The following is a 22,969-nucleotide window of genomic DNA, read 5'->3' as shown; positions in this document are numbered from 1 at the left end:
CGGCCGCTCAGTTCGCCGCGACCGGAGCCGTGCGGCTGTCGACGGCGACGACGACGCTCAAGCCGGCGCGCAGCCTGCCTGCCTTCAGCACATCGGCCGGCACTTCAATGCGAACCGGGACGCGTTGCACCACCTTGGTGAAGTTGCCGGTGGCGTTTTCCGGCGGCAGCAGCGAGAACACCGCGCCCGAAGCCGGCGCCAGCGACGACACCGTGCCTTCGAAATCATGGCCGTCCGTGGCGTCGACCGAGACCCGCACCTTCTCGCCGGGAACCAGCTTGGCCAGCTGCGTCTCCTTGAAGTTGGCGACGATATAGAGCTTGTCCATCGGCACCACGACCGCGAGCTTCTGGCCGGGGCTGACGAGATCGCCCTGCTCGACCGAGCGGTTGCCGACGACGCCGTCATAAGGCGCCTTGAGCACGGTGAAGGACAGATCGCGCGCGGCCTTGTCGCGGCTCAGCTGGAGCGAGGCCAGCGTGCTGGCGGATTCGGCGCGCTGCGCCTCATACACGCCGATATTGGCCTGAGCGGCGGCGATCTGCGCATCGGCGCCGACAAGCGCTGCATTGGCCTGGTCGAGAGCGGTCTGGGCGTCGTCAAGCTGCGCCTGCGTGCCGACACGCGTCTTGACCAGTTGCGCGGCGCGCTGTTGGGCACGCACCGCGTTGTCGGCGGCTGCCTGGTCGGCGACCTTCTGCGCCTGCGCCTGTTGCAGCGAGGCTTGCGCCGCCTTCGTCTGCGCATCGATGCGGTCGAGCGTCTTGGCCAGCGTGGCGATCTGCGCCTCGGCCTGGGCGACGGCAATCTTGTAGTCGCCGGCGTCGATGGTCACCAGCGGGTCGCCGGCCTTGACCTGCTGGTTCTCTGACACGTTGATCTGGTCGACATAGCCGGAAATCTTCGGTGAAACGAATGACATGTCGGCCTGGACATAGGCGTCGTCGGTCGAGATCAGGAACCGGCCGTCGGTCCAGTAGTTATAACCATACCAGGCGCCGGCGCTGAGCAGTGCGAGACCGATAATCGGCAACATCAGCGAGCGCGCCGACCGCTTCTTCTTCGCGGGAGTCTCGGCCAGAACTTCGGCGGCAGGCTTGGGTGGCGCTTCCGGAGCTTCGATGACCGGCGACACCTTGGCGTTTGGAAAAGGCCGGACTTCGGCGGTCGTGGTTGGCGTGTTCGAGGACATGATATCTCGCTACTGTCGCTATATAAGGAAATCGTGTTATACTGAACCGTTCGGTTCGATGCGGACGTTGACATAGCGTTAAAGTGGGCCCATATCAAGGGCAATCGAACCGATCGGTTCGAATTATTTTGCGAGGTGTGACTTTTATGGCCGACACGTTAGCCGACGCCGAAAATGGTCCGTGCGATGTGCTGGACAGCGCGCGTCGCGGCCGCCCGGCGGCGGGCCAGGATCCGGTCAAGCGCAGCCAGATCATCGAGGGCGCGCGTCGTGTGTTCATCGACAAGGGCTTCGAAGCGGCGTCGATGAACGACATCACCCGCGAGGCCGGCGTCTCGAAGGGCACGATCTATGTTTACTTCGCCAACAAGGAAGAGCTGTTCGAGGCGCTGATCGAGGAAGAGCGCGGCACCATCTTCAAGAACATGTACGACATGCTCGACCGCGCCGACGATCTGCGCCAGACGCTGGTGAAGTTCGGCAAGGTGCTGTCGATGAAGATCACCTCGGCCAAGGTCATCCAGGCGCAGCGCACGGTCATCGGCGCCTCCGACAGGATACCCGACATGGGCGCGCGGTTTTATGAGCGCGGCCCCAAACGCGGCCACGACAAGGTGGCGCAGTTCCTCAATGCCGCCGTCGATCGCGGCCTGCTCAAGATCGATGATGTCGATCTTGCCGCCTATCAGTTCACCGAATTGTGCCTGGCCGGCTTGTTCCGCCAGTGCATCTTCGCCTATCGCACCAAGGCGCCGAGCCAGGATGAAATCGACCACATCGTGCAGTCGGGCGTCGACGTGTTCCTGAAATATTACGGCACCGAAAAGCTTGCCGAGGAAGAAAGCCACCAGCTGATCGCCCTGGAGGCGAAGGCCAAGGCAACGGTCTAGCTGGCTCGCTCAGCCGCCATTGGCGGCCAGCACGATCGCCGCGCGTAATTCGTCGAGACCCTCGCCCTTTTCCGACGATGTGGCGAGCACGAACGGAAACGCCGCCGGCCGCTTCTTGATCTTCGCAAGCGTCTCTTCGATCAGCCGCGGCACGCCCGCCGCCTTGATCTTGTCGGTCTTGGTCAGCACGATCTGGTAGGACACCGCCGCCTTGTCGAGCAGCGACAGCACCTCATCGTCCTTGGCCTTGATGCCGTGGCGGGCATCGATCAGCACGTACACGCGCTTCAGCGTCACGCGGCCCTTGAGATAGTCGAAGACCAGCTTGGTCCAGTCGTCGACTTTTTCCTTCGGCGCGCTGGCATAGCCGTAGCCCGGCATGTCGACCAGCGCCATCGGCGGCAGGTCCGTACCTTCGCCGGAAAACCCGCCCGGCACGAAATAATTGAGCTCCTGCGTGCGCCCCGGCGTGTTGGAGGTGCGCGCCAGCCCATTGTGGCCGACCAGCGCATTGATCAGCGACGACTTGCCGACATTGGAGCGGCCGGCGAAAGCGATTTCCGGCGGTCCTTCCGGCGGCAGGAATTTCATCGCCGGTACGCCGCGGATGAAGATCCACCCTTTGGTGAAAAGCTCGACGCCGATAACCGTATTGCCCAACGCGTTCAAACCGCTGCCTCCAGCCTGGAAATATCGGCGCCCCTGATGGCGTTGAGGTTGCGGCCGATCTTGTCCACCGGCCAGTTCCACCACGCCACCGAAAGCAGTCGCCGCACTGTCCTGTCGTCGAAGCGCATCTTCACCACCTTTGCCGCATTGCCGGCGACGATCGCATAGGCCGGCACGTCATGCGTCACCACCGATTTCGCCGCCACGATGGCGCCATGGCCGATCGACACGCCGGGCATGATCACAGCGTCCATGCCGATCCATACATCATTGCCGACCATCGTGTCGCCGCGCACTTCCTGCGACCACGTTTTCGGATCGAAACCGTGCTCCCAGCCATGGCCGAAAATGTTGAACGGATAGGTCGAGAAGCCGGACATCGCATGGTTGGCGCCGTTCATGATGAAACGCACTCCTTCGGCGATGGCGCAGAACTTGCCGATGATGAGCTTGTCGCCGATGAAGGGGTAGTGATGCAGCACGCACCGCTCGGCGAATTTGTCCGGTCCGTCCGGATCGTCATAATAGGTGAAGTCGCCGATCTCGATGTTGGGTGCAGTGACCAGCGGCTTCAGGAAGCCGACCCGGTTGTGCATCGGGATCGGGTGCTTGATGTCTGGGTTGGGTCCGTCCATGGCGAGGTCCGTCGAAGAGTGGTAGCCGGGCGCCGGCGCAATGCGCAGGCGCCGTTCAAAATAGCGTGATCCGCCCTATAGCACCAATCGCCCGATGAGCGAGCCCTGCGGGGCTGCGACGGTCACTTGGTGCCGCGGCAGATGACGATCGGATCGGACATCGACCGGTCGAAACCGGCACCCTGATAGACCTGGACGTTGGCGGCCCCAGGCGGCAGCAGGAAGCTGCCTTCGACGACCTTCTGGTCGCCGGTCGCCATGTGCAAGGCCCAGCTGAAGCTGCAGAATTGCGGCGGCGCCTTGGGTTCGACATGGCTGCAGTTCAATTGCGCGCCACCCAGCATGGCAGCGCCGCCGCAGCTGACAGCCTCCTTGGCGGCGGCCGGAAATGCGCATCCCCACAGCACAGCCACAGCTGCGATCCGAAGCCAATTCATCGTCATTTCTAAACCGACGCGTGCCGGTCCTTCTGTTGCGCCACGCCAATGGGACATTTGCTCCAGGCGGCCTAATCCATCTTGCACACGGCGTCCAGCAGGATTATGTGCATGATGATAATAAGCATGCTCATGAAAAGTTGCTCGCCGACTCCGATATCCTGCCATGTCCTCCTCAACCACCATCAGCTTCGTTCTGCACGATGTCGCGCGCCTGCCTCGCAGGCGGTTTGAGCAGCGTTTGCGCGCATCCACTGTGACCCTCATCAAACCCAATCTGTTCGAGGCTCGGCTCATGCCAGCCATCGACCGGGAGAAAACCCATGGCTGAATCGACATCACCCAAAAAACCCGCGGAAGACACCGCGGACCGGCCGCGCGAGGTCATCCGGCTGGACAGCGAGCGCGAACAGCGTCGCGCCGGCACCGTCATCGACGATGGCGAGCTGGAAACGCCGGTTGCGCTCGAGCCGGCAGCACTCGAGGCGCCAACCAGGGAGCCGCAGCCGCAGCTGGCCCCGGTCATTGCCGCGCCGCCGGCGCCGGTCAAGCCGAAGCGCAGCCTGACGCGGCCGGTCCTGTTTGCCCTCCTGCCGATCGCGCTGATTGCCGGCGGCTACTACTACGTCATCGGCGGCCAGGTCATGACCACCGACAATGCCTACATCCAGGCGCAGTCGCTCGGCGTCTCCACCGACGTCTCCGGTACCGTTGATGAGATCGACGTGCACGAGAACCAGGCGGTGAAGAAGGGCGACGTGCTGTTCCGCCTGCGGCCCGCCTCGTTCGAGACTGCACTTGCCGCCGCCCAGGCGCAGCTCGGCACGGTGCGCAACCAGGTGCTGACCCTGCAGGCGAGCTACCAGCAGTCGCTGTCGCAGATCGACCAGGCCGAGGCCGACATCCCCTATTACGAGGCCGCCTTCCAGCGCCAGCAGGATCTGCTCAAGACCTCGACCGCCTCCAAGGCAAGTTTCGACAGCGCCCAGCACGACCTCGTCGCCGCTCGCCAGAAGGTGAGCGTCGCCAAGGCGACGGCGCAGGCGACGCTCGCCCAGCTCGGCGGCGACGCCAACCAGCCGGTGGAGAAGAACCCTTTCTACCTGCAGGCGCAATCGGCCGTCGACGACGCTGAGCGCAACCTCGGCGATGCAACCGTCAAGGCGCCGTTCGACGGCATCGTCACCAATGTCGATGCGCTGCAGGTCGGCAAGTATCTGCCGGCATCGCAGCCGGCCTTCAGCCTGGTTTCGGCGACCGATCTTTGGATCGAGGCCGAGCCGAAGGAAACCGAATTGACCTATGTCAGGCCGGGACAGACGGCGACGATCAGCGTCGACACCTATCCGGGCGCCGTCTGGCACGGCACCGTCGCCTCGATCAGCCCGGCCTCGTCGTCGAGCTTCTCGCTGCTGCCGGCACAGAACACCACCGGCAACTGGGTCAAGGTCGTGCAGCGCATCCCGATGCGGGTGACGGTTGATGATCTCGCCGGCAAGCCGCCGCTGCGCGGCGGCATGAGCGTCGTCGTCGACGTCGACACCGGCCATGCGCGCGGCCTGCCCGATTTCGTCACCAACCTCATCAACCGGTTCGAGCAGAAGTCATGACCAGCGCTGCAGCGACAGGTGCCACGCCGGTGGTCGCCAATCGCGGCGCCATCACCGCTTGCGTAATCCTGGCCGTCATCATGCAGGCGCTGGACACCACCATCGCCAATGTCGCGCTGCCCTATATCCAGGGCAGTGTCTCGGCCAGCGCCGACCAGATCAACTGGGTGCTGACCTCCTACATCGTCGCCGCCGCCGTGATGACGCCGCCTTCCGGCTATCTCGCCAACCGCTTCGGCCGCAAGCGCATCCTGCTGACCTCGATCACCGGTTTCGTCGCCGCCTCCGTGCTGTGCGGCTTTGCCCAGTCGCTGCCGCAGATCGTCGGCTTTCGCCTGCTGCAAGGCCTGTTCGGCGCTGCCCTTGTGCCGCTGTCGCAAAGCATCCTGCTCGACATCTACAGCGTCGAGGAGCGCGGCTCGGCGATGGCGCTGTTCGGCGTCTCGGTAATGGTCGGACCGGTGCTGGGCCCCGTCATCGGCGGCTGGCTGACCGAAAATGTCAGCTGGCGCTGGGTGTTCTACATCAACGTGCCAATCGGCGCGCTGGCCTTCGCCGGCGTGTCGATGTTCGTCATGGAAACCAAGATGGACCTCAAGGCGCGGCTCGACTGGCTGGGCTTCGGCATGCTCAGCATAACCATAGCGGCACTGCAGATGTTTCTTGACCGCGGCGAGCAGCTCAACTGGTTCTCCTCATCCGAGATCATCGTCGAGGCGCTGATCTGCGCTTCGGCCTTCTACATCTTCCTCGTCCACACCTTCACCGCCCGCAACAGCTTCGTGAACCCGCGCCTGTTCCTCGACCGCAACTTTGCCGTCGGCATGGTTTTCATCTTCATCATCGGCATCACCTATCTCGCCTCGCTGGCGCTGATGACGCCCTATCTGCAGACGCTGATGGGCTATCCCGTGGTGACGGCGGGCATTGTCATGGGGCCGCGCGGCCTGGGCACCATGGCCTGCATGTTCCTGGTCGGCAGGCTGGTTGGCAAGGTCGACACGCGCTGGCTGTTGTTCATTGGTCTCGCGATCACCGCCTGGGCAATGTACGACATGACCGGCTGGACGCCCGATGTCTCGCAATGGACGATCATCAGCACCGGCTTCATCCAGGGTGCGGGCCTCGGCTTCCTGTTCGTGCCGCTGACCACCATCACCTTCGCCACGCTGGCGCCGGAGCGGCGCGCGGAGGGCACTGGGCTCTACAATCTGTCGCGCAACATCGGCTCCAGCGTCGGCATCTCGGTCGTCACCGCGTTGTTGACGCAGAATGTGCAGATCAACCACGCCAACATCGCCACCTATGTGACGCCCTACAACCAGGCGTTCAGCGATCCCGCGATCTACCAGGCGATGAACCCTTACAGCGCCGCCGGCCGTGCCGCGCTCGACGGCGTCGTCACGCTGCAGGCAACGATCATCAGCTACATGGACGACTTCAAGCTGATGATGATCCTGTCGCTGGCGGCCATCCCGCTGGTGCTCTTGCTGCGCAAGCCGGCGACCCCGGCCAAGGTCGACCACAGCGCCGTCGTCGAGTGAGAAAACAAACCGGGGCCCTGCGAAGGACAAGCAGGACCCCGGCCGTGTCGAAGACGGCTTCCGCAAACACATGGCGGGATGGCAAGCCGGGAAAAGCCGTAGCGACTTGCCGTGATCCCTTTGCCGGAAGCCGTTACTTCGGCAACAGCACTTTGTTGACGACGTGGATGACGCCGTTCGACTGGTTGACGTCAGCGATCGTGACCTTGGCGGCGCCGCCGGACTCGTCGACGATGTAGAGCGAGCCGCCCTTGACCTCGGCGGTCAGCGTGTCGCCCGACACGGTCTTCATTTCATACTTGCCGCCCATCGCCTTGGCCTTGGTCATCATATCCTTGGCCGAGATCTTGCCGGCAACGACATGCGCGGTCAGGATCTTGGTCAGCTTGTCCTTGTTCTCGGGCTTCACCAGCGTGGCGACGGTCCCGGCCGGCAGCTTCTTGAAGGCGGAATCGGTCGGTGCGAACACGGTGAACGGACCGGCGCTCTGCAGCGTGTCGACAAGACCGGCGGCCTTCACGGCTGCCACCAGCGTCTTGTGGATCGGCGAGTTGACGGCGTTTTCGACGATGTTCTTCGTGGTCGACATCGCGGCGCCGCCGACGGCTGGGTTGGCGAATGTGTAGACGGTCGTGGCAGTAAGACCGGAAGCCGCGAGGACGGCCGAGATGCAGAGAGCTTTGAGGATGGACTGTGCCATTGGTGAACCCTTCCTTTGCGACAATTGTTGATTCGATTGTCGGGGAGAGTTACGCGGTGGCCGAGGGAAAGTTTCGAAAACGAGCGCAAAAAATATAATATAAACAAATACTTACGATAAAATTCGACTACCCAGCACCGATGGCCCCGCGACCTAAGTCACGAGGATGCGGCTCCAGCGAAGCAATTTTCGAATGAAGGGTGATCCGTCCTGAACGTCCTGGGGGATACAGGTTGAGACACGCCGTTCACGTGCTTCAAGTTTCGCACTTCACGGGAACGTGATGCACCTGTCGCCCAACAAAAAAGCCCCGGAGGAACGGGGCTTTCGAGTTCGCTAGAAGGGGCGCCGGCTACTCAGCCGGCGATGGTTTCTTTCGAAACAGCGCCGCCAGATTGTCCCACAATTCGATCTTGGCGCCCTGGCGCTTCATGATCACGCCCTGCTGCAGGATCGACAGCGTGTTGTTCCAGGCCCAGTAGATGACGAGACCGGCCGGGAAGCTGCCCATCATGAAGGTGAAGATCACCGGCATCCAGGTGAAGATCTGCGCCTGCGTCGGATCCGGCGGCGTCGGGTTCATGCGCATCTGCAGGAACATGGTGATGCCCATGACCACCGCCCAGGCGCCCATATGCGGCAGGAATGCCGGCGGCGCGAAAGGCAGCAGGCCGAACAGGTTGAAGATCGAGGTCGGATCGGGCGCGGCCAGATCCTGGATCCAGCCGAAGAACGGCGCGTGCCGCATCTCGATGGTGATGTAGAGCACCTTGTAGAGCGAGAAGAACACCGGGATCTGCAGCGCCACCGGCCAGCAGCCGGCGAGCGGATTGATCTTCTCGGTCTTGTATAGCTCCATCATCGCCTGTTGCTGCTTCATCTTGTCGTCCGCGTATTTCTCGCGGATCTCGAGCATCTTGGGCTGCACCTTCTTCATGTTCGCCATCGACGAATAGGATTTGTTGGCGAGCGGGAAGAAGATGGCCTTGACCACGACGGTGGTGGCCAGGATGGCCAGGCCGAAATTGCCGAAGAATTTGTAGAGCGTGTCGATCAGCCAGAACATCGGCTTGGTGATGAAATGGAACCATCCCCAGTCGATCAGGAGGTCGAACCGCTTGATATGGCGATCCTCGGCATAGGCGTTGATCTTGCCGACTTCCTTGGCGCCGGCGAAGATTTCCGACTCCACCGTCGTCGATTGTCCGGGTGCAACCGTGATCGCATCGGACAGGAAATCGGCCTGATAGCTGTGCGCGTGAGGCCCGGTAGGGAATTCGAAATAGGAGTAGTTGGGCTGGAATGGCTGCTTTTCGGTCGGCACCAGGGTCACAGCCCAGTATTTGTCGGTGATGCCGAGCCAGCCGTCGGTCGACTTGCTTGGCTTGACCTGCCTGTCCTTCTCGATCGCCGCGTATTTGTGTTCCTGCAGGCCCTCGGTGCCGGTGAAGCCGATCAGGCCCTCGTGCAGCACGTAGGTGCTGGCAACGGCCGGCTTGTCGAAGCGAGTGACGCGGCCGTAATTGTAGAGGGAAACGGTCGCCGCGCCGGAGTTCTTCACGGTGTCGGAGACGGTGAAAAGGTAGTCATTGTCGACCGAGAAGGTGCGCTCGAAGGTCAGGCCCCTGTCGTTGACATAAGTCAGCGTCACCGGGGTTGCCGGTGTCAGCGTCGGATTGCCAGCCACGGTCCAAACGGTGTCCGCTCCTGGCACGGAGCCGGTCTGCTCGACACTGGCGCTATAGCCGATTTCGGCAAAGTAGCCGTTGGGCAAGGCCGACGGATTGAGCAGGCTGATCTCAGGCGAGTCCTTGTCGACCGTCTCGGTGTAATGCTTGAGCTTGAGGTCATCGAGACGCGCGCCGGTCAGGTTGATCGAGCCCGACAGGCTCGGCGTGTCGATCTTGACGCGGGCTGTCGCCGCGAGGGCCTGTTCGCGGCTGGCCGCCGTTACCACGCCGCCGGGCGCGTTCGGAATGGCGCCGGGCGCCGCGGGCGCCGTGGTGCCGCCGGGATTAGCGGCCTCGGCCGCCTTCTTCTGCTCCGCCGCCCGCTGCTCTTCGATGCGCGTGGCCTCGGCTTGCCGCTCGCTGCGCGGCAGCACGTAGAAATATTGCCACAGCCCGAGGATCAGCACCGACAAGACGATGGTGATATAGAAGTTCCGGTTGTTTTCCATCGAAAGCCCTTGGCCTATCGTGTTCCGCTGAGACGGCGGGAGAGCTCGGCCTTCAATTGGCCGAACGGAATGGTAAGCACGTCTTCACGCCCGACGATGACATAGTCATTGCCAGGCGCCATGTCACTTGCGGCATGGGTGCGCACGGCTTCTTTCAGCCGGCGCCTGATGCGGTTGCGCACGACTGCATTGCCGACTTTCTTGGTGACGGTGAAGCCGACGCGCGGCGACAGACCGTCATTGCGGTCGAGAACTTCAACGAGAAAAAGCCGCCCGCGCCGCTTTTCACCGCGGCGGACGGCCAGAAATTCCGCACGTTTCAGAAGCCGCTTGGGGTTTGGTCCCACTGGCTTGCCGGTTGCGGGCAACGATCTCGTCTTCCGTTCAGGCGCTGAGCCGCTTGCGGCCGCGGTTGCGGCGAGCTGCGACGACGCCGCGACCACCCTTGGTGGCCATGCGAGCACGGAAACCGTGCCGGCGCTTGCGGACGAGTTTGGACGGTTGGTAGGTACGCTTCATTTGTTTTAATACCGCGGGGTGCGGCCCTTCTTGATTCTGTCACTGTGTAACAGGAGCTTTGCCGGGCCGGTATTGGCGCGATCGAAACCGCGCCGGGACGAATGGCCCGAGCGTGAGCGGCTTATAGAAAGAAGGGTTTTGGGAGTCAATCCGGCGCGAACGAGCAGTTCGTCCTAGCGCGAACGACAGTTCGTCGCGGCGCGAACGAGCAGTTCGATGCGGTCTTATTGCTGGTACCATCGTCCACCGAAGGATGAAATTGGCAAAAAAGCCGCAATCGCCTAATCTCAACCGATCAAGCGTTTGTGAAGACAGGCCTTAATGAGCGAACTTGCCTCAGCGGATGAAGGGACCGGCCCGGCGAAAGCCGACGCCAGCCCGGCGTCCGCTCGCCCGGCCCCAAGCCGTTCGGTGCCCCTGGCGCGCGGCCTGTCGACCAAGCTGCTGTTGCTCACCATCGTCTTCGTGCTCCTGGCCGAAGTCCTCATTTTCCTGCCCTGGATCGCCAGCTACCGCCTGGCCTGGCTGAAGGAGAGGCTGAGCACCGCCGCCGCCGTGTCGATCGTGCTGGTGCAGGGCGAGCCCAATTCGCTTTCCCGCGCCGCCCAGAACGACGTGCTGATGGCAATCGGCGCCAAGGCGATCGCGGTGCGCGACGGCGGCGTCTCGCGCCTGCTGGTGGTGGCCGAAATGCCGCCGCAGGTCGACGAGCATATCGACATCGCCAATGTCGGCATGATCAAGGGCATGACCGGGGCGCTCGACACGCTGTTCTTCGGCGGCAAGCGTATGCTCAGGGTCTTCGGCCCGGTCGGCGAAAGCGACAAGGAATTCGAGCTGATCATGCCCGATTATTCCTTGCGCAACGCCATGCTGCGCTATTCGCGCAACGTCGCCTTCGTCTCGCTGCTGATCTCGCTGTTCACCGCCATGCTGGTCTACGCCGCAATCGACCTGATCATGATCGGCCCGATCCGCACCATGACGCGCTCGATGCTGTCCTTTTCCGAGGCGCCTGACGATCCCGGGCGCATCATCCATCCGGCGGCCCGCGCCGACGAGATCGGCGTTGCCGAACGCGAACTGTCGCAGATGCAGGAACGGCTGCAAAAGATGCTGTCGGAGCAGAAGCATCTTGCCGATCTCGGCCTCGCCGTCTCCAAGATCAACCATGACATGCGCAACATCCTGGCCTCGGCGCAGCTGATGTCGGACCGCCTGCGCCTGGTCAAGGACCCGACCGTGCAGGCCTTCGCACCAAAACTGTTGCGCGCGCTCGACCGCGCCGTGTCCTATTCCGAAGGCGTGCTGGCCTATGGCCGCACCCAGGAGCCGGCGCCCTCGCGCCGACGCCTGCGGCTGCGCCAGCTGGTCGACGACGTCCACGGCCTGCTCGACATTGAGGACGGCATCGAATTCGTCAACGCCGTCGAACTCGCTTTCGAGGTCGATGCCGATTCCGACCAGCTGTTTCGCGTGCTTACCAATCTCTGCCGCAACGCCGTGCAGGCGATGGCGGCCGACGCCGAGAGCGCGCTGGTGCGCCGGCTCGCCGTGTCGGCCGAGCGCATGGGCAGCGTCAGCCGCATCATCGTCACCGACACCGGCCCCGGCCTGCCGCCCAAGGCGCGCGAAAACCTGTTTGCGGCGTTTCGCGGTTCGGCCCGCAGCGGCGGCACCGGCCTTGGCCTGGCCATCGCCCATGAACTGATCCGCGCCCATGGCGGCACGGTGGAGCTGGTCGAATCGATCGGCGGCCGCACCACCTTCGCCGTCACCATCCCCGACCAGCCCGTCCGCCTCGACCAGGCCCGCAACGGCCTGCGCCGCCCGGCCTGAGGTGATTCTCAGCACCTCGATCTGCGCAGGCAAAGTGCCTGCGACAAAACTTTTGCCGGATCGACTTGCTTTTCGGAAATTCAGTCGTTAGGGAACACGTCTCGTCGCGGCCGGTCGCCAGGACCGGATCGCGGGGCTATGCAAGTCATGGCCTGTTGCGCGCCCGTAGCTCAGCTGGATAGAGCACCAGACTACGAATCTGGGGGTCAGGAGTTCGAATCTCTTCGGGCGCGCCACTTCGGTACAAAACTGGGCACTCCACAACCCGCCGATTTTGCGCCAGACGCAGCGACGAGTGTGCGCAGGAGCACGCTTTTCGACCCCATGATGCGAACCTCTTTCGCGTCCACTTCCACTCGCTGGGCCAGCGCGCGCAAGTGATCGCGGCGATAGCCGCCCGCCTCAGTCCGCATGCGCCTGCGGGCCCGGCTGGCGAAGATTGTCAGCGCCCGCGGTGTGATGCTCGGCCCGGCCCGATTGCGCGCGCCCTCGGCCCGCTCTGCGTCGGCGCTGGTCTGGTCGCGGATGGATTTCAGCTCGGTGACGCGCTCCTCGAGCATCGGGTCTGATACTTCGGCGCTCCCGTTTTCGATGGCGTCGTACAGCCGCTTGAGTTTGGCTTCTGCCTCGGATGCACGCTTGCGCAATTCGGCGATATGCGTGGTTCGGCGCTCGGCGCGTTCCTTCCGGCGATGGAGGACGGCCGACAGAACTTCCTCGAGCGTTTGGGCTGCAAAAGACGTTGCTCGATGTGCTCGGCCACCACGCTGTCGAGCTTTTCCGTCGGAACGGTGAAAGTGCGCGCCACATCACGCTGCAGTGCTCCGTCCTCGCGCTTCGTCTGCCGCGTGAGCGCAATCGCGCAGAGCAAGCCATGAACGCATGGCAGCCAAAGGGCCGGGTCATCGGAGCGGAGTCAAGGCCGCAAGCCGGCGGAGCCGGTCGCGCGAAGCGCGAGCCTTGACGGCGTTCCGTTGGTCCGGCAGCGGCCTCCCATGCGGTCATGGCGGGCATCCATGCCGAGCATGCGCAACACGACGCCACGCTGCGAACGATGGCGCTCGGAACGTTGATTTTGAATGCTTTCTCGGTTCGAAAGCCACAGGCACGCGCCATTTGCGCCTCTCCCCTGCGAGAAATCGCCGCGCCACTCACTCCGTCGATAAAGTGGTGGATGGCGCGCAGGGATTGAAGCATACGGTCAAGGAGAGGGCGGGATCAGAAGCTTTGGGCCAGGGTGCGCGCCTCGCCGGCGGCGACCTCGCGGGCCTCGGCGTCGGCCTCGAGACCGAAGAGGGTCCGCTCGACGACAATGCTCTGGACATCGCGCACGCCGATGAATTTCAGCCAGACCTCCACATAAGGCTTCTGGAAGTCGTAGCTATCCCCGGGGGTCCAACTGCTGGTCGGGGTGTAATCGAGGCCGCGGGCATAGATCACCGCCGCGCGCTCGGCTTTCACCAGGCCGCCAAACCCGCTGTCGTCGAAGGAGAACAGGATGTCCTTTTGCGACACGAGGTCGATAAGGTGCTTGAGGCGATAGGGAATGGAGAAGTTCCAGAGCGGAATGGCGAGCAGGAGTTTGTCGGCCGCCAGGAATGGCGCGGCCAGCGCCCCCATCTTGGCCCATGCCGCCGCTTGGGCGGGAGTGCGGCCCTCACCGTAAATCCCGGCGTATTTGGCGTTCAGCGCATCGTCATCGAGCGCTGGGAGATCGAGCGCCCACAGATCCACTACCTCCACCTGATCAGCCGGGTGGGCGTAGCGGTAGGCCTCGAGAAAGGCGGTCGCCACTTCGATCGAGGCGGAGCTGGTCTTGCGGGGTGAACATTCGAGGTAGAGCAGCTTGGCCATGACCGGCTCCAGAGGCAGGGTTGCGGGTTCGAGCCCACCTTGGTCCGCCCGAATAAATTACGCAAACAACTTATTTCTGTAGCATTCAGTGGGAGTATGGATTAATCCGGACCCATGTTCGACACTGACCTCCTGCGTGTCTTCGTTACCGTCGCCGACAGCGGCGGCTTCACCCGCGCCTCCGAAATTCTGAACTCGACCCAATCGACCGTGAGCGCCCAGGTGCGCCGACTGGAAGAGCAGGTGGGCCAGCCGATCTTCGCCCGCAGCACTCGCAGCGTTCAGCTGACTGCCGCCGGAGAGACCCTTTTTGGGCTATGCCCGAACGATCCTTCGGATCAACGAGGACGCCCGCCAGAAGCTAGACGGCGCGACGCCCACCGGACGAATCCGCATCGGCGCCTCCGAGGACCTAACCGGCGCGTGGCTGCCGCGCGTCCTCAAGAATTACGTCTCGCGATTTCCGGGGGTCACGATCGATCTTGAGATAGGGATTGGTCCCCAGCTCATGCGCAAGCTGGATGACGGAGAACTCGACGTGATGGTGGCCGGACGCTGCGCAGGAGACGATGCCGACGGCTGGCGACTCTGGCGCGAGCCCCTGGTCTGGGTGTTCGCCCGCGAGCGGGAGCTTCCCATGCCGCTGCAACTGGCCCTCTTCCCGGAGCCCTGTCCCTATCGCGACGCTGCCTTCCGGGCGCTGAGTGCCATGGGCGGGTCCAAGCAGGGGTGGACGATCGCCTGCACCAGTTCGAGCTTGGCTGGGGTTCGCGCGGCCGCGCTAGCCGGCATCGCCGCTACACCGTTGCCGCGGAGCCTGGCGGGCGGGGACCTGCGCATAGTTGCCGCGAGCTCCGAAGAGCTCCCGCTTCTGCCCGACGTTGAATATGTCGCCAAGGTCGGCCGGCGGGCCAATTCGCCGGCCGTGGCCGCGCTCATGGACATGGTTCAGGCGGCGCCGGGCCCGGTCATCGCCTGAACCCCCGTCATTTGCCTAGTCGCAGAACATAGCACCTGTTGATCCGATCGACGGGACGCCGTTCTTGAGCGGCACGGCCCGTCGGATGCTGTCATCCACAAAACGTATGCGCCTGCAAAAGCCCAGTCCGCCCGTATTGTCGGCGCGAATGGTGGCGTTGATCGCCGAAAGCCCTTCGCCGCTTCGGCGCGCCTGCGCCGAGTCCGCTCGGTCGCGGCGGCGCACCTCGACGATGTCCGCGCCAAGATCGATGAGCTGGCAAAGCTCGAAGCGCTGCGTAGCGCAAGATCGCAGGTGGTCGCAGATTGTGGGGTCGGAGCGTATCGTCGGCCGCAGCATCATAGCGCCAAGGCGAAGCAATAGGGCCCATCTTAATCGGCCGTAGCGCGCCAAATCTAATTTACATGTCTACAGTTCGATCACTCCCCATAGGGCGCTGGGGAGCTAGCCATCGTCACTCGTAGCACCGCCGCGCAACGGCACCCATCGGGCGTCGCACAATGCGGTATCGGCCTTGGGCGGCTGAACCGCAGGCAAGATCTTTCAATCAGTGATTTGGAACAGATGCAGCAGGCTGCCGTTTGCCTTCTTTCGCCCATCTGAAAGGAAGCCAAAATGCCTACCCCTGCCGAACTCGAAGCCAAGTTCTGGAAGTCGTTGAAATCCGACATGACAATGATGATCGGCCTTGATGGATCGAAGGTCATCCCGCGTCCGATGACTGCTCAGATTGAGGATCAGAAAGGACCGATCTGGTTCTTCACGGCCACAGACACCGAGCTTGTCGAGGGCCTGAAGGATGGCGCCAGCGCCACCGCTACCTTCACATCCAAGGGGCACGACCTGTTCGCTACTGTGCAAGGGAAGCTCTTTCTGGACAACAACCCAGTGGTCATCGATCGGCTTTGGAATCGTTTTGTCGCTGCCTGGTTTGAAGGCGGGAGAGACGACCCGAGGCTGGCACTGCTTAAGTTCGACCCGCAGGAAGCCGAGATCTGGCTCGACAGCTCAAGCGTGACGGCAGGCATCAAAATGCTGCTCGGGTTCGATCCGAAAGAGGAATACAAGGACAAGGTCGCAAAAGTGTCCCTGTGAGGGACGCAACTTTAGCAATGCGAGGGCCGTTGAGCGATGGACACCAAGTCCTCGTTAATCGATACCGAAGCGGCCAATCGTGCGTTGGCCACATCGGAAGCTAGCAAGGCCGCCATAAGGGCAGAGGATGGGGACCGTGGTCGCGATGCGGCCTGGCCATCACAAATTCCGGCGCTCGGCTGGAAGGATATCGTCTGGCGGCTCTGGGAAGAGTTCAACAAGGACCGGGTTTTGCTGGTCGCGGCCGGCGCCACCTTCTATCTGCTGCTGGCGCTGTTTCCGGCACTGGCGGCCTTTATCTCGATCTACGGCTTTGTCGCCGACCCCGTCACGGTCGCGGACCATGTCGCCTATCTCGGCGGCTTGCTGCCGTCGGGGGGATTGGATCTCATTCGCGGACAGTTGCAGGCTTTGGCCAGCCAGAAACCGGGAGCGCTCGGGACAGGTTTCTTCGTCGGCCTTGCGATCGCGCTGTGGAGCGCGAACAGCGGCATGAAGGCGCTCTTCGATGCGATGAACATCGCCTATGAGGAAAGCGAGAAGCGCAGTTTCATCACGCTCAATCTGATGTCGATCCTGTTCACGATGGGAGCCTTGGTGATCGGCATCGTGCTTTTGCTGACGGTCGGCGTTGTCCCGGCCCTGTTGCGCTTCTTCTACCTTGACGCTTGGACAGAGACCCTTGTTGCGGTGTCTCGCTGGCCGATCCTGACAGGCTTCATGCTCACAGGCATTTCCCTGCTTTACCGTTTCGGGCCGAGCCGCGAACATGCGAAGTGGCGATGGCTGAACTGGGGAGCCTTGATTGCGACGGTGGTGTGGATCGCCGCATCGTGGCTGTTCTCCTTCTACCTGCAGCATTTTGCCAACTACAACGCCACCTACGGATCGCTGGGCGCTGTCGTCGGCTTGATGATGTGGACATGGATTTCCGTCATCATCCTCATCGCCGGCGCCGCAATCAATGCCGAGATGGAACACCAGACGGCAATCGATTCGACCACGGGTCCCGCTCTGCCGATGGGAGAGCGCGGTGCGGTGGTTGCCGACACGCTGGGCAAAACAGCTGATTAGGTCCTGGATCGCTTATCCGGCAAAGAGCCGACTCGTCGCTCGAAGCTTCAGGTGCCGGTTTGCCCAATCGGCCGTGCCCCCGCCAGATACCTTTCATTGTCGAACGGCTCCGCCTGGTTGCTGTCCGGGCTCCACATATGGCGGTGGGTCTCTGTCAAATTGCCGAGATAGACATGCAGTGCGCCGGACCTCGCGCTGCCGGTGTTGGCGACCGCATGCACCGTATCAGCGGTCATGTGCACCACGGCGGGGGCCGCTATGTCCTGCCGTTCCGGTGTATCGATCTCGGTGCCGTCGACGGGATAAATGAAGTTGGTCTCGCTGCCCTTGTAGATGCCGATCAGCGCATCCATCAAATGGTTGTGCGCGGGATACTGCAGGCCGGGCGACAGCGTGATGTGGTAGATTGTCAAGTCAGGGCTGGCATGCAGCAGCACCTCATCGTCTTCCTCTTCATGGGCGAGCACGCCCGATGCATGAAAGCGGTCGGTGTGTTCGCGCAGAACCGCCCTGACGCGTTCGAAGGGGTCAGGACCTTTGGCTGCGTTGACGATATCGGCGGTTACGGCGTAGAGAGGCGAGTCGGCGGCCAAAGACATTGTCAGCTATCCCTCTTAAGAAGCTTACTACTCGTAACTGAGATGCTCAGGCTAGCGAACGCCGGAACCAGCGTCAACTGGATGGCCCGAACGGAAGACCTGACATGATCGCCCCGAAATCCGCGTCCCCGTCGACCGCAGACATTTTGCGCAGCGAGGAGGCTTACGAGCAGCTAAAGAGCGATATCGTCGCCTGCGTGCTGCGCCCCGGCGAAAGCCTGACCGAAAAGCAGATCGGCGACCGCTACCAGATCAGGAAGGCAACGATCCGCTCGGCGCTCGCCCGCCTGACGCAGGAAGGGCTGATCAAGAGCGAGCCCAGGCGCGGCTATGTCATCGCACCGCTCAGCCTGCGCGACGTCAACGAGATTTTCGATGTCCGCGCCCTGATCGAGCCGGAAGTGTTCCGGGTGGCGGCCGCCAACATCACCGAGCGCGGCCTCGACGATATCAGGCTGGCGGCGCAAAAGGTGCTGAAGCCGGAGACGCTGCGCAGCCATGTGGCGTTTCTTGCCGCCGACCGCGCCTTTCGCCTGGCGCTGGCCGAGCTCTCGGGAAATCTGCGGCTGGCGCGCCTGCTCGACCAGATCCTCGACCAGTCGGAACGCGTTCTCCATCTCGGTTTCAAATCGCGCGACTTCACGCAAGTGATCATCGGTCAGCAAAAGGAACTCGTCCTTGCCTGCGAAGTGGCCGAGATCTCGGCCATCGCAAAGCTTGCCCGTTCGCACTGCCTGTTGCTCAAGAAGCAGGTGCTCGAGGCTCTGCTCGCCGGCTCAAAGCTGCAGGACGCCAATTTGCAAAGCTTCGCCTGAGGCGGCGAGCCCTGCGCTCACCTGTGGCATTCACTCGTCGATGAAGCGGATCTCGGCGTCGGCAAGGCAATAAGGCACGTAGCGGAAATCTCTGATATGGCTGACTTTTCCGTCCTGCCAGTCGACCAGCATGAAGCCGCGCACGGCGTCATCTGCCGCTCGCGGATCGCGGATCAGGATGGCCGGCCTGCCGTCGACGAAGCCAAGCGAAAGCGCCCAGTCGCTGACGCGGTCGTAATTGCCGAAATAGTTGGAAACCTGCGCCTTGCCGCGCATGCGGGTGCGGTTGACGACCTCGAGCTGAATGTCCTCGGCGATCAACGTGCGCACGGCGTCGAAATCGCGCGCATTGAACAGGTCGACATAGCGGCGCAGGCGCCGCTCTTCGTCGACATCGAGCTTTGGAACGGGCGCCTGTTCGTCTTGCGCCGCCAACAGCCGCAGCTGCGCCCGCCCGCGATGCAGCGCCGCCTTGGTCGCGGCTAGCGTCGCGCCGGAGACGTCGCAGGTCTCGTGCAGGCTGAGGCCAAGCACGTCGACCAGGATCACGGCGCTGCGCTGCGCCGTCGCCAACTGCATGAAGCTGCGCAGGCTGGTGGCGGTGGCGAGCCTGGCATCGGCGCTTGCGGAGGGGTCTTCGATCGTCGTCATATCGGTCTCGCTCATGCGCGCCTGCTCCCGCTGGCGCCGGCGCAGATGATCCTGCGCGGCATTGTGGGCGATACGGAACAGCCATTGCTCCGGCCGCTCGACAGAGGCGTCGCCGTCAATGGCCTGCAGCGCCTTGATCATTGTCTCCTGGACGATGTCCTCGCCATCGATCACCGAGCCGGCCATGCGGGCGCAGTAGCGATGCAGCTTCGGCCGCAAGGAGCCAAGCATCGCCTCCAGGGCCACGCGGTCGAGTTTTGCTGTGCTCATCCTGTCCATTCCCGGTATGACGCTCTGGCACGGCGCCAACGCCGTGCCAGTCGTTGCAATCAGGCTGGCACGGCCGCATCGGCACTGGCCAGCATACGATAGTTGCCGACGATCTTAGCCGGCGATCTGGCCAGCGGCGTCGCGCGTCGCCCGGCATGATCGGCGCTGAAGGCCTTGAAGGCGGCGAGCCCGGTCAGGCCGTCGCCATCCTGGCTGACAAGATGGACGAACTCGCCATTCTCCAGTTCCAGCACGAGGTAGCGCACGGATTGCGGCTTCGTTTCGTCGAGCGCCTCGAACACCTTTGCAACCAGCATACGGTTCTCGTCGATGCTTTCATCCTTCACGCCGTAGCGGATGAGATTGTAGCCCATTGTCGTCTCCTGTTTTTCAAGTCTGCACGGAGAAGACGTTTCGCGGTGTCGAAAAGATTCTCCGCCTCAGCCGAATCTTTTCGATCGTCCGGATCGTCTTTCCCCCGTGGACGGCTGCGCGGCAGCCATCGAGGAAGAGGAGAGACCCATCATGCACATCCAGTTTGCCGAGTTGCCGGTTTTCGACCAGGACCGCGCCAAGGCCTTCTATACCGAACACCTTGCCTGCCAGGTCATAGCCGACCAGCCGATGGGCGACAGTGGCTGGCGCTGGGTCGAACTGGCCTTCCCCTTTGCGGTCACCAATTTGCATTTCGTCAGGCGCGCCGATGAGGCGCCGAGCGCTGAACCCGTAATGGTTCTGGTCGACGACAATGTCGAGGCAACGATCGCCGCATTGAAGGCGCGGGGCGTCGAAATCATCACCGAGCCGCAGGAGGCGCCCTGGCAGCCGGGCCGCACCGTCGCCGAGTTCCGTGACAGCGAGGGCAACCGCATGGTTGTCGCCAGCAAATGACCGGGACCAGCGCAAAGCCGAACCTTGACATGAGACCAACAGGAGAGATGGACATGACCCCCCAATCGTCGACGCTGAAAGTGCCGGGCGCCAGCCTCTATTACGAGACGCGCGGCTCCGGCCCCGTGCTGCTGATCATCCCCGGCGGGCCGCAGGACGCCGGCGTCTTCGCCGATGTCGCGCGCCACCTCGCCGACCGCTACACGGTGGTCGCCTACGACCCGCGCGGCAATTCGCGCAGCACCTTCGATGGCGAACCGAAGGAACAGGATCTCGATGTCCATGGCGACGATGCCGCCCGGCTGATCGACGCGCTCGGCGCCGGGCCGGCCTATGTGTTCGGCACCAGCGGCGGCGCCCAGATCGGCCTCAACCTCGCCGCCCGCCATCCCGGCCGGGTGCGGGCGCTAGTCGCTCACGAACCGCCCAGCATGACGCTGCTCGACGACCCGGCGCCGGCGCTGGCCGGCATGCGCGACCTGCACGACACCTATCGCAGCCACGGCGTCGAGGCGGCGATGCAGAAATTCTTCAGCGAGAACGGCCTGTCGGAAGGGTCGGATCATGAAGCTGGACTGCACGAGCCGCAGGACGGGCCACCTTCGCTCGAACCGTCGCCCGAGGAGGCCGAGACCTTTGCGCGCGTCAGCGGCAATTTCGAATACTGGCTGGTGCATGGCGTCATGCCGCTGTCGCTCTACCGCCCCGATGTCGAGGCGTTGCGCGGCCGCCCTGTCGTGGTCGGCATCGGCGAAGAGTCCATCGGCCAGCCGATCGACGGCATGGGCAAGGCACTGGCCGACAGGCTCGGCAGCAAGCGCGCAGCCTTCCCGGGCGACCACATGGGCTTTGCCCCTTATCCCGACCGCTTTGCCGAGACCTTGCACCTGGCGCTCAGCGGCGCGTGAGAGTGTCGGTTCGATAGAGAAGGGCGCCCGCATGCATAGTGCGGACGCCCTTCTGCCATGAAAGTAACCGGCTAACATTGCTGTATCAGACAGCCTCCCAGCCGTCCTTGCCGCCGGCGCGGAAGATGGCGTCGATGACCTTCTGGTTGAGCACGGATTCCTCCAGCGTGAACACGCGCTCCTTGCCGCCCGCGGCCGCCCTGGCAAAGGTCTCGACCTCGCGCCGGTATTGCTGCGTGCCGGGAAAGCGGAACACCTGCGCCTCGGAGTGGTTCTGGTTGTGCAGTTCGATGCGGTGATGGTCGTAGAGCCCGGCATTGAACGGCGAGAACACTTCGATGAAACCCTTCTCGCCATGGAACACCATCACCTGCCGCGCCGCCATCTGCGTCGACAGATAGAAGGACAGTTCGAAATCGCCGAAATCGGCGCGAATCGAGGAGTAGATGTCAGTGCCGAATGTCTTGTCGCGCTCGATCGTCGCCTGCACCCGTAACGGTTCCTTGTCGGTGCAAAAGCGTGTCGACACGGTCGGGTAGACGCCGATGTCGGGCAGCGCGCCGCCTCCGAGATCGAGCTGGTTGCGCATGTTGGTGGGGTCGACATTGTAATAGGAGAAGGCGCCCTGCACATGCCGCAGTCGGCCGATGGCACCGTCGGCGATGAGGTCGCGCACCTTGATCCATTGCGGATGGTAGATGACCATGAACGCTTCGCACACCAGCACCTTCTTCTGGTCGCGCAGCTTGATCAGCGGGGCGATGTCCTTGGCATCGAGCGCCAACGGCTTTTCCACCAGCACATGCTTGCCCGCTTCGATGGCCTTGGCCGTCCATTCGACATGCTGTGAGGTCGGCAGCGGGATGTAGACGCCGTCGACCTCTTTCGACGCCAGCAATTCCTCATAGGAGCCGAAAGCATGGCGGGCACCAAAACGGTCGCCCAAGGCCTTGGCTTTCGACAGGTCGCGGCTGGCGATGGCCGACAAAACACCATTCTCGGCCTCGACGATTGCCGGCAGCAACTGCTCGCGGCCGATCTTGGCCGTCGACAAAACACCCCATCGGAACATCAGGCTTCTCCATTTGGTTTGCAGGTGGGGAGGTTTGCCTGAAATTGGGGGAAAAGCCAATCGGCGATGGGTGCTCGGTTCCTCGCCCCACGCAGTGGGGAGAGGTGGCCCGGCGTAGCCGGGACGGAGAGGGGGCCTTCGTAGAGAGCCGGAGCTCGCTAACAGGTGCACTTAGCTTCGCTATCACGGCCCAAGCCTCGCCCTGAGAGGGCTCTGGCTTCGCGACCGTCGCCCCTCTCCGTCTCGGGCTTCGCCCGAGCCACCTCTCCCCCGCTTTGCGGGGGCGAGGAACCCAAGTTGTCCGAACCGGATAGATGGGTAACAGAATGGACCGATTAGATGGGTGACAGTTTTCTCCCTCGCCGGGAGGACCGGCGATGGTTTGGCGAGAGACTGGCATCATGGATGAGCGGCTTCGGTTTGTGGTGGGATGCCTGACCGGCGAGGAGACGATGACGCAGCTGTGTGCGACGTTCGGTATCTCTCGCAAGACTGGCTACAAATGGCTTGAACGCTACCGGAAGTTTGGGCCGGCAGGTCTGCATGA

Annotated in this window: 26 protein-coding genes, 1 tRNA gene and 1 pseudogene; 13 read left to right on the top strand and 15 right to left on the bottom strand. The window is 63.0% G+C overall.

The window, feature by feature from the left end:
- Positions 1–7 precede the first annotated feature (7 nt).
- On the bottom strand, positions 8–1,192 hold the full coding sequence (locus tag AC1DYC_RS30045) for an HlyD family secretion protein (RefSeq protein WP_477411305.1): 1,185 nt from the start codon (positions 1,190–1,192) through the stop codon (positions 8–10).
- A gap of 146 nt (positions 1,193–1,338) precedes the next feature.
- Between AC1DYC_RS30045 and AC1DYC_RS30040 the strand changes: the two genes are divergently transcribed.
- Complete coding sequence (locus AC1DYC_RS30040; RefSeq protein WP_477411304.1) at positions 1,339–2,082, top strand: TetR/AcrR family transcriptional regulator; 744 nt, start codon at positions 1,339–1,341, stop codon at positions 2,080–2,082.
- Positions 2,083–2,091: 9 nt separating this feature from the next.
- On the opposite strand, the gene yihA is transcribed toward AC1DYC_RS30040, so the two are convergent.
- The 3 genes from yihA to AC1DYC_RS30025 form a co-directional block, all read right to left on the bottom strand.
- Complete coding sequence (yihA, locus tag AC1DYC_RS30035) at positions 2,092–2,751, bottom strand: ribosome biogenesis GTP-binding protein YihA/YsxC (protein ID WP_477282682.1); 660 nt, start codon at positions 2,749–2,751, stop codon at positions 2,092–2,094.
- Positions 2,748–3,386, bottom strand: coding sequence for a CatB-related O-acetyltransferase (locus AC1DYC_RS30030; protein WP_477411303.1), 639 nt, complete (start codon positions 3,384–3,386; stop codon positions 2,748–2,750). Before AC1DYC_RS30030 ends, yihA begins: the two co-directional genes overlap by 4 nt.
- A 122-nt stretch (positions 3,387–3,508) precedes the next feature.
- The gene (locus AC1DYC_RS30025; protein ID WP_477411302.1) at positions 3,509–3,823 is read right to left on the bottom strand and encodes a hypothetical protein; all 315 of its coding nucleotides are present in this window, start codon (positions 3,821–3,823) and stop codon (positions 3,509–3,511) included.
- Positions 3,824–4,146: 323 nt separating this feature from the next.
- On the opposite strand from AC1DYC_RS30025, the gene AC1DYC_RS30020 reads away from it, so the two are divergent.
- The gene (locus tag AC1DYC_RS30020; RefSeq protein ID WP_477411301.1) at positions 4,147–5,433 is read left to right on the top strand and encodes an HlyD family secretion protein; all 1,287 of its coding nucleotides are present in this window, start codon (positions 4,147–4,149) and stop codon (positions 5,431–5,433) included.
- Positions 5,430–6,977, top strand: a complete 1,548-nt coding sequence (locus tag AC1DYC_RS30015; protein ID WP_477411300.1) for a DHA2 family efflux MFS transporter permease subunit — start codon at positions 5,430–5,432, stop codon at positions 6,975–6,977. Before AC1DYC_RS30020 ends, AC1DYC_RS30015 begins: the two co-directional genes overlap by 4 nt.
- A 133-nt stretch (positions 6,978–7,110) precedes the next feature.
- Here AC1DYC_RS30015 and AC1DYC_RS30010 read toward each other — a convergent pair whose 3' ends face one another.
- The 4 genes from AC1DYC_RS30010 to rpmH form a co-directional block, all read right to left on the bottom strand.
- Positions 7,111–7,677 (bottom strand): fasciclin domain-containing protein, encoded by a 567-nt coding sequence (locus AC1DYC_RS30010; RefSeq protein WP_477304928.1) that lies wholly within the window; start codon positions 7,675–7,677, stop codon positions 7,111–7,113.
- 352 nt (positions 7,678–8,029) lie between these two features.
- Positions 8,030–9,856, bottom strand: a complete 1,827-nt coding sequence (gene yidC / locus AC1DYC_RS30005) for a membrane protein insertase YidC (RefSeq protein ID WP_477411299.1) — start codon at positions 9,854–9,856, stop codon at positions 8,030–8,032.
- Between the two features lie 14 nt (positions 9,857–9,870).
- Entirely contained in the window at positions 9,871–10,224 is a 354-nt protein-coding gene (gene rnpA, locus AC1DYC_RS30000; RefSeq protein ID WP_112559842.1) for a ribonuclease P protein component, read from the bottom strand.
- Between the two features lie 16 nt (positions 10,225–10,240).
- Positions 10,241–10,375, bottom strand: coding sequence for a 50S ribosomal protein L34 (rpmH, locus tag AC1DYC_RS29995; protein WP_008833937.1), 135 nt, complete (start codon positions 10,373–10,375; stop codon positions 10,241–10,243).
- Positions 10,376–10,696: 321 nt separating this feature from the next.
- Between rpmH and AC1DYC_RS29990 the strand changes: the two genes are divergently transcribed.
- Both AC1DYC_RS29990 and AC1DYC_RS29985 read left to right on the top strand, forming a co-directional pair.
- A complete protein-coding gene (locus AC1DYC_RS29990) occupies positions 10,697–12,214 on the top strand; it encodes an ATP-binding protein (RefSeq protein WP_477411298.1) in 1,518 nt (505 codons plus the stop codon).
- A 159-nt stretch (positions 12,215–12,373) separates the two neighbouring features.
- Positions 12,374–12,450, top strand: a tRNA-Arg gene (locus AC1DYC_RS29985).
- On the opposite strand, the gene AC1DYC_RS29980 is transcribed toward AC1DYC_RS29985, so the two are convergent.
- Together AC1DYC_RS29980 and AC1DYC_RS29975 are read right to left on the bottom strand one after the other, a co-directional pair.
- The gene (locus tag AC1DYC_RS29980; protein WP_477411297.1) at positions 12,421–12,861 is read right to left on the bottom strand and encodes a hypothetical protein; all 441 of its coding nucleotides are present in this window, start codon (positions 12,859–12,861) and stop codon (positions 12,421–12,423) included. The genes AC1DYC_RS29985 and AC1DYC_RS29980 overlap by 30 nt on opposite strands.
- A 571-nt stretch (positions 12,862–13,432) precedes the next feature.
- Complete coding sequence (locus tag AC1DYC_RS29975; RefSeq protein WP_477411296.1) at positions 13,433–14,068, bottom strand: FMN-dependent NADH-azoreductase; 636 nt, start codon at positions 14,066–14,068, stop codon at positions 13,433–13,435.
- Between the two features lie 114 nt (positions 14,069–14,182).
- On the opposite strand from AC1DYC_RS29975, the pseudogene AC1DYC_RS29970 reads away from it, so the two are divergent.
- Positions 14,183–14,359, top strand: a pseudogene (locus AC1DYC_RS29970) (LysR family transcriptional regulator); the annotation flags it as partial.
- Between the two features lie 19 nt (positions 14,360–14,378).
- The gene (locus AC1DYC_RS29965; protein WP_477411295.1) at positions 14,379–15,047 is read left to right on the top strand and encodes a LysR substrate-binding domain-containing protein; all 669 of its coding nucleotides are present in this window, start codon (positions 14,379–14,381) and stop codon (positions 15,045–15,047) included.
- Positions 15,048–15,062: 15 nt separating this feature from the next.
- On the opposite strand, the gene AC1DYC_RS29960 is transcribed toward AC1DYC_RS29965, so the two are convergent.
- Positions 15,063–15,389, bottom strand: a complete 327-nt coding sequence (locus AC1DYC_RS29960) for a hypothetical protein (RefSeq protein WP_477411294.1) — start codon at positions 15,387–15,389, stop codon at positions 15,063–15,065.
- Positions 15,390–15,662: 273 nt separating this feature from the next.
- On the opposite strand from AC1DYC_RS29960, the gene AC1DYC_RS29955 reads away from it, so the two are divergent.
- Complete coding sequence (locus AC1DYC_RS29955) at positions 15,663–16,142, top strand: pyridoxamine 5'-phosphate oxidase family protein (RefSeq protein WP_477411293.1); 480 nt, start codon at positions 15,663–15,665, stop codon at positions 16,140–16,142.
- Positions 16,143–16,178: 36 nt separating this feature from the next.
- A complete protein-coding gene (locus AC1DYC_RS29950; protein ID WP_477411292.1) occupies positions 16,179–17,216 on the top strand; it encodes a YihY/virulence factor BrkB family protein in 1,038 nt (345 codons plus the stop codon).
- 47 nt (positions 17,217–17,263) lie between these two features.
- Here AC1DYC_RS29950 and AC1DYC_RS29945 read toward each other — a convergent pair whose 3' ends face one another.
- On the bottom strand, positions 17,264–17,815 hold the full coding sequence (locus tag AC1DYC_RS29945) for an autotransporter (protein ID WP_477411291.1): 552 nt from the start codon (positions 17,813–17,815) through the stop codon (positions 17,264–17,266).
- 104 nt (positions 17,816–17,919) lie between these two features.
- On the opposite strand from AC1DYC_RS29945, the gene AC1DYC_RS29940 reads away from it, so the two are divergent.
- Positions 17,920–18,630: a GntR family transcriptional regulator gene (locus AC1DYC_RS29940; protein WP_477411290.1), complete on the top strand. Its 711-nt coding sequence runs from the start codon at positions 17,920–17,922 to the stop codon at positions 18,628–18,630.
- A 30-nt stretch (positions 18,631–18,660) separates the two neighbouring features.
- Here the strand turns inward: AC1DYC_RS29940 and AC1DYC_RS29935 are convergent, their stop codons facing one another.
- Both AC1DYC_RS29935 and AC1DYC_RS29930 read right to left on the bottom strand, forming a co-directional pair.
- Entirely contained in the window at positions 18,661–19,551 is an 891-nt protein-coding gene (locus AC1DYC_RS29935; protein WP_477411289.1) for a sigma-70 family RNA polymerase sigma factor, read from the bottom strand.
- Between the two features lie 59 nt (positions 19,552–19,610).
- The gene (locus AC1DYC_RS29930) at positions 19,611–19,925 is read right to left on the bottom strand and encodes a hypothetical protein (protein WP_477411288.1); all 315 of its coding nucleotides are present in this window, start codon (positions 19,923–19,925) and stop codon (positions 19,611–19,613) included.
- A gap of 151 nt (positions 19,926–20,076) precedes the next feature.
- Here AC1DYC_RS29930 and AC1DYC_RS29925 point away from each other — a divergent pair, with 151 nt between their 5' ends.
- Both AC1DYC_RS29925 and AC1DYC_RS29920 read left to right on the top strand, forming a co-directional pair.
- On the top strand, positions 20,077–20,442 hold the full coding sequence (locus AC1DYC_RS29925; protein ID WP_477411287.1) for a VOC family protein: 366 nt from the start codon (positions 20,077–20,079) through the stop codon (positions 20,440–20,442).
- 53 nt (positions 20,443–20,495) lie between these two features.
- Positions 20,496–21,350: an alpha/beta fold hydrolase gene (locus tag AC1DYC_RS29920; protein WP_477411286.1), complete on the top strand. Its 855-nt coding sequence runs from the start codon at positions 20,496–20,498 to the stop codon at positions 21,348–21,350.
- A gap of 85 nt (positions 21,351–21,435) precedes the next feature.
- Here AC1DYC_RS29920 and AC1DYC_RS29915 read toward each other — a convergent pair whose 3' ends face one another.
- A complete protein-coding gene (locus AC1DYC_RS29915) occupies positions 21,436–22,422 on the bottom strand; it encodes a Gfo/Idh/MocA family protein (protein WP_477411285.1) in 987 nt (328 codons plus the stop codon).
- A 377-nt stretch (positions 22,423–22,799) separates the two neighbouring features.
- Between AC1DYC_RS29915 and AC1DYC_RS29910 the strand changes: the two genes are divergently transcribed.
- The coding region (locus AC1DYC_RS29910; protein ID WP_477411391.1) for a helix-turn-helix domain-containing protein at positions 22,800–22,969 on the top strand (170 nt) is incomplete at its 3' end.

Source organism: Mesorhizobium sp. P2_E7, assembly GCF_056403855.1.
The sequence above is the reverse complement of the archived record's forward strand: the minus strand, read 5'-3'. Positions and strand labels throughout refer to the sequence as shown.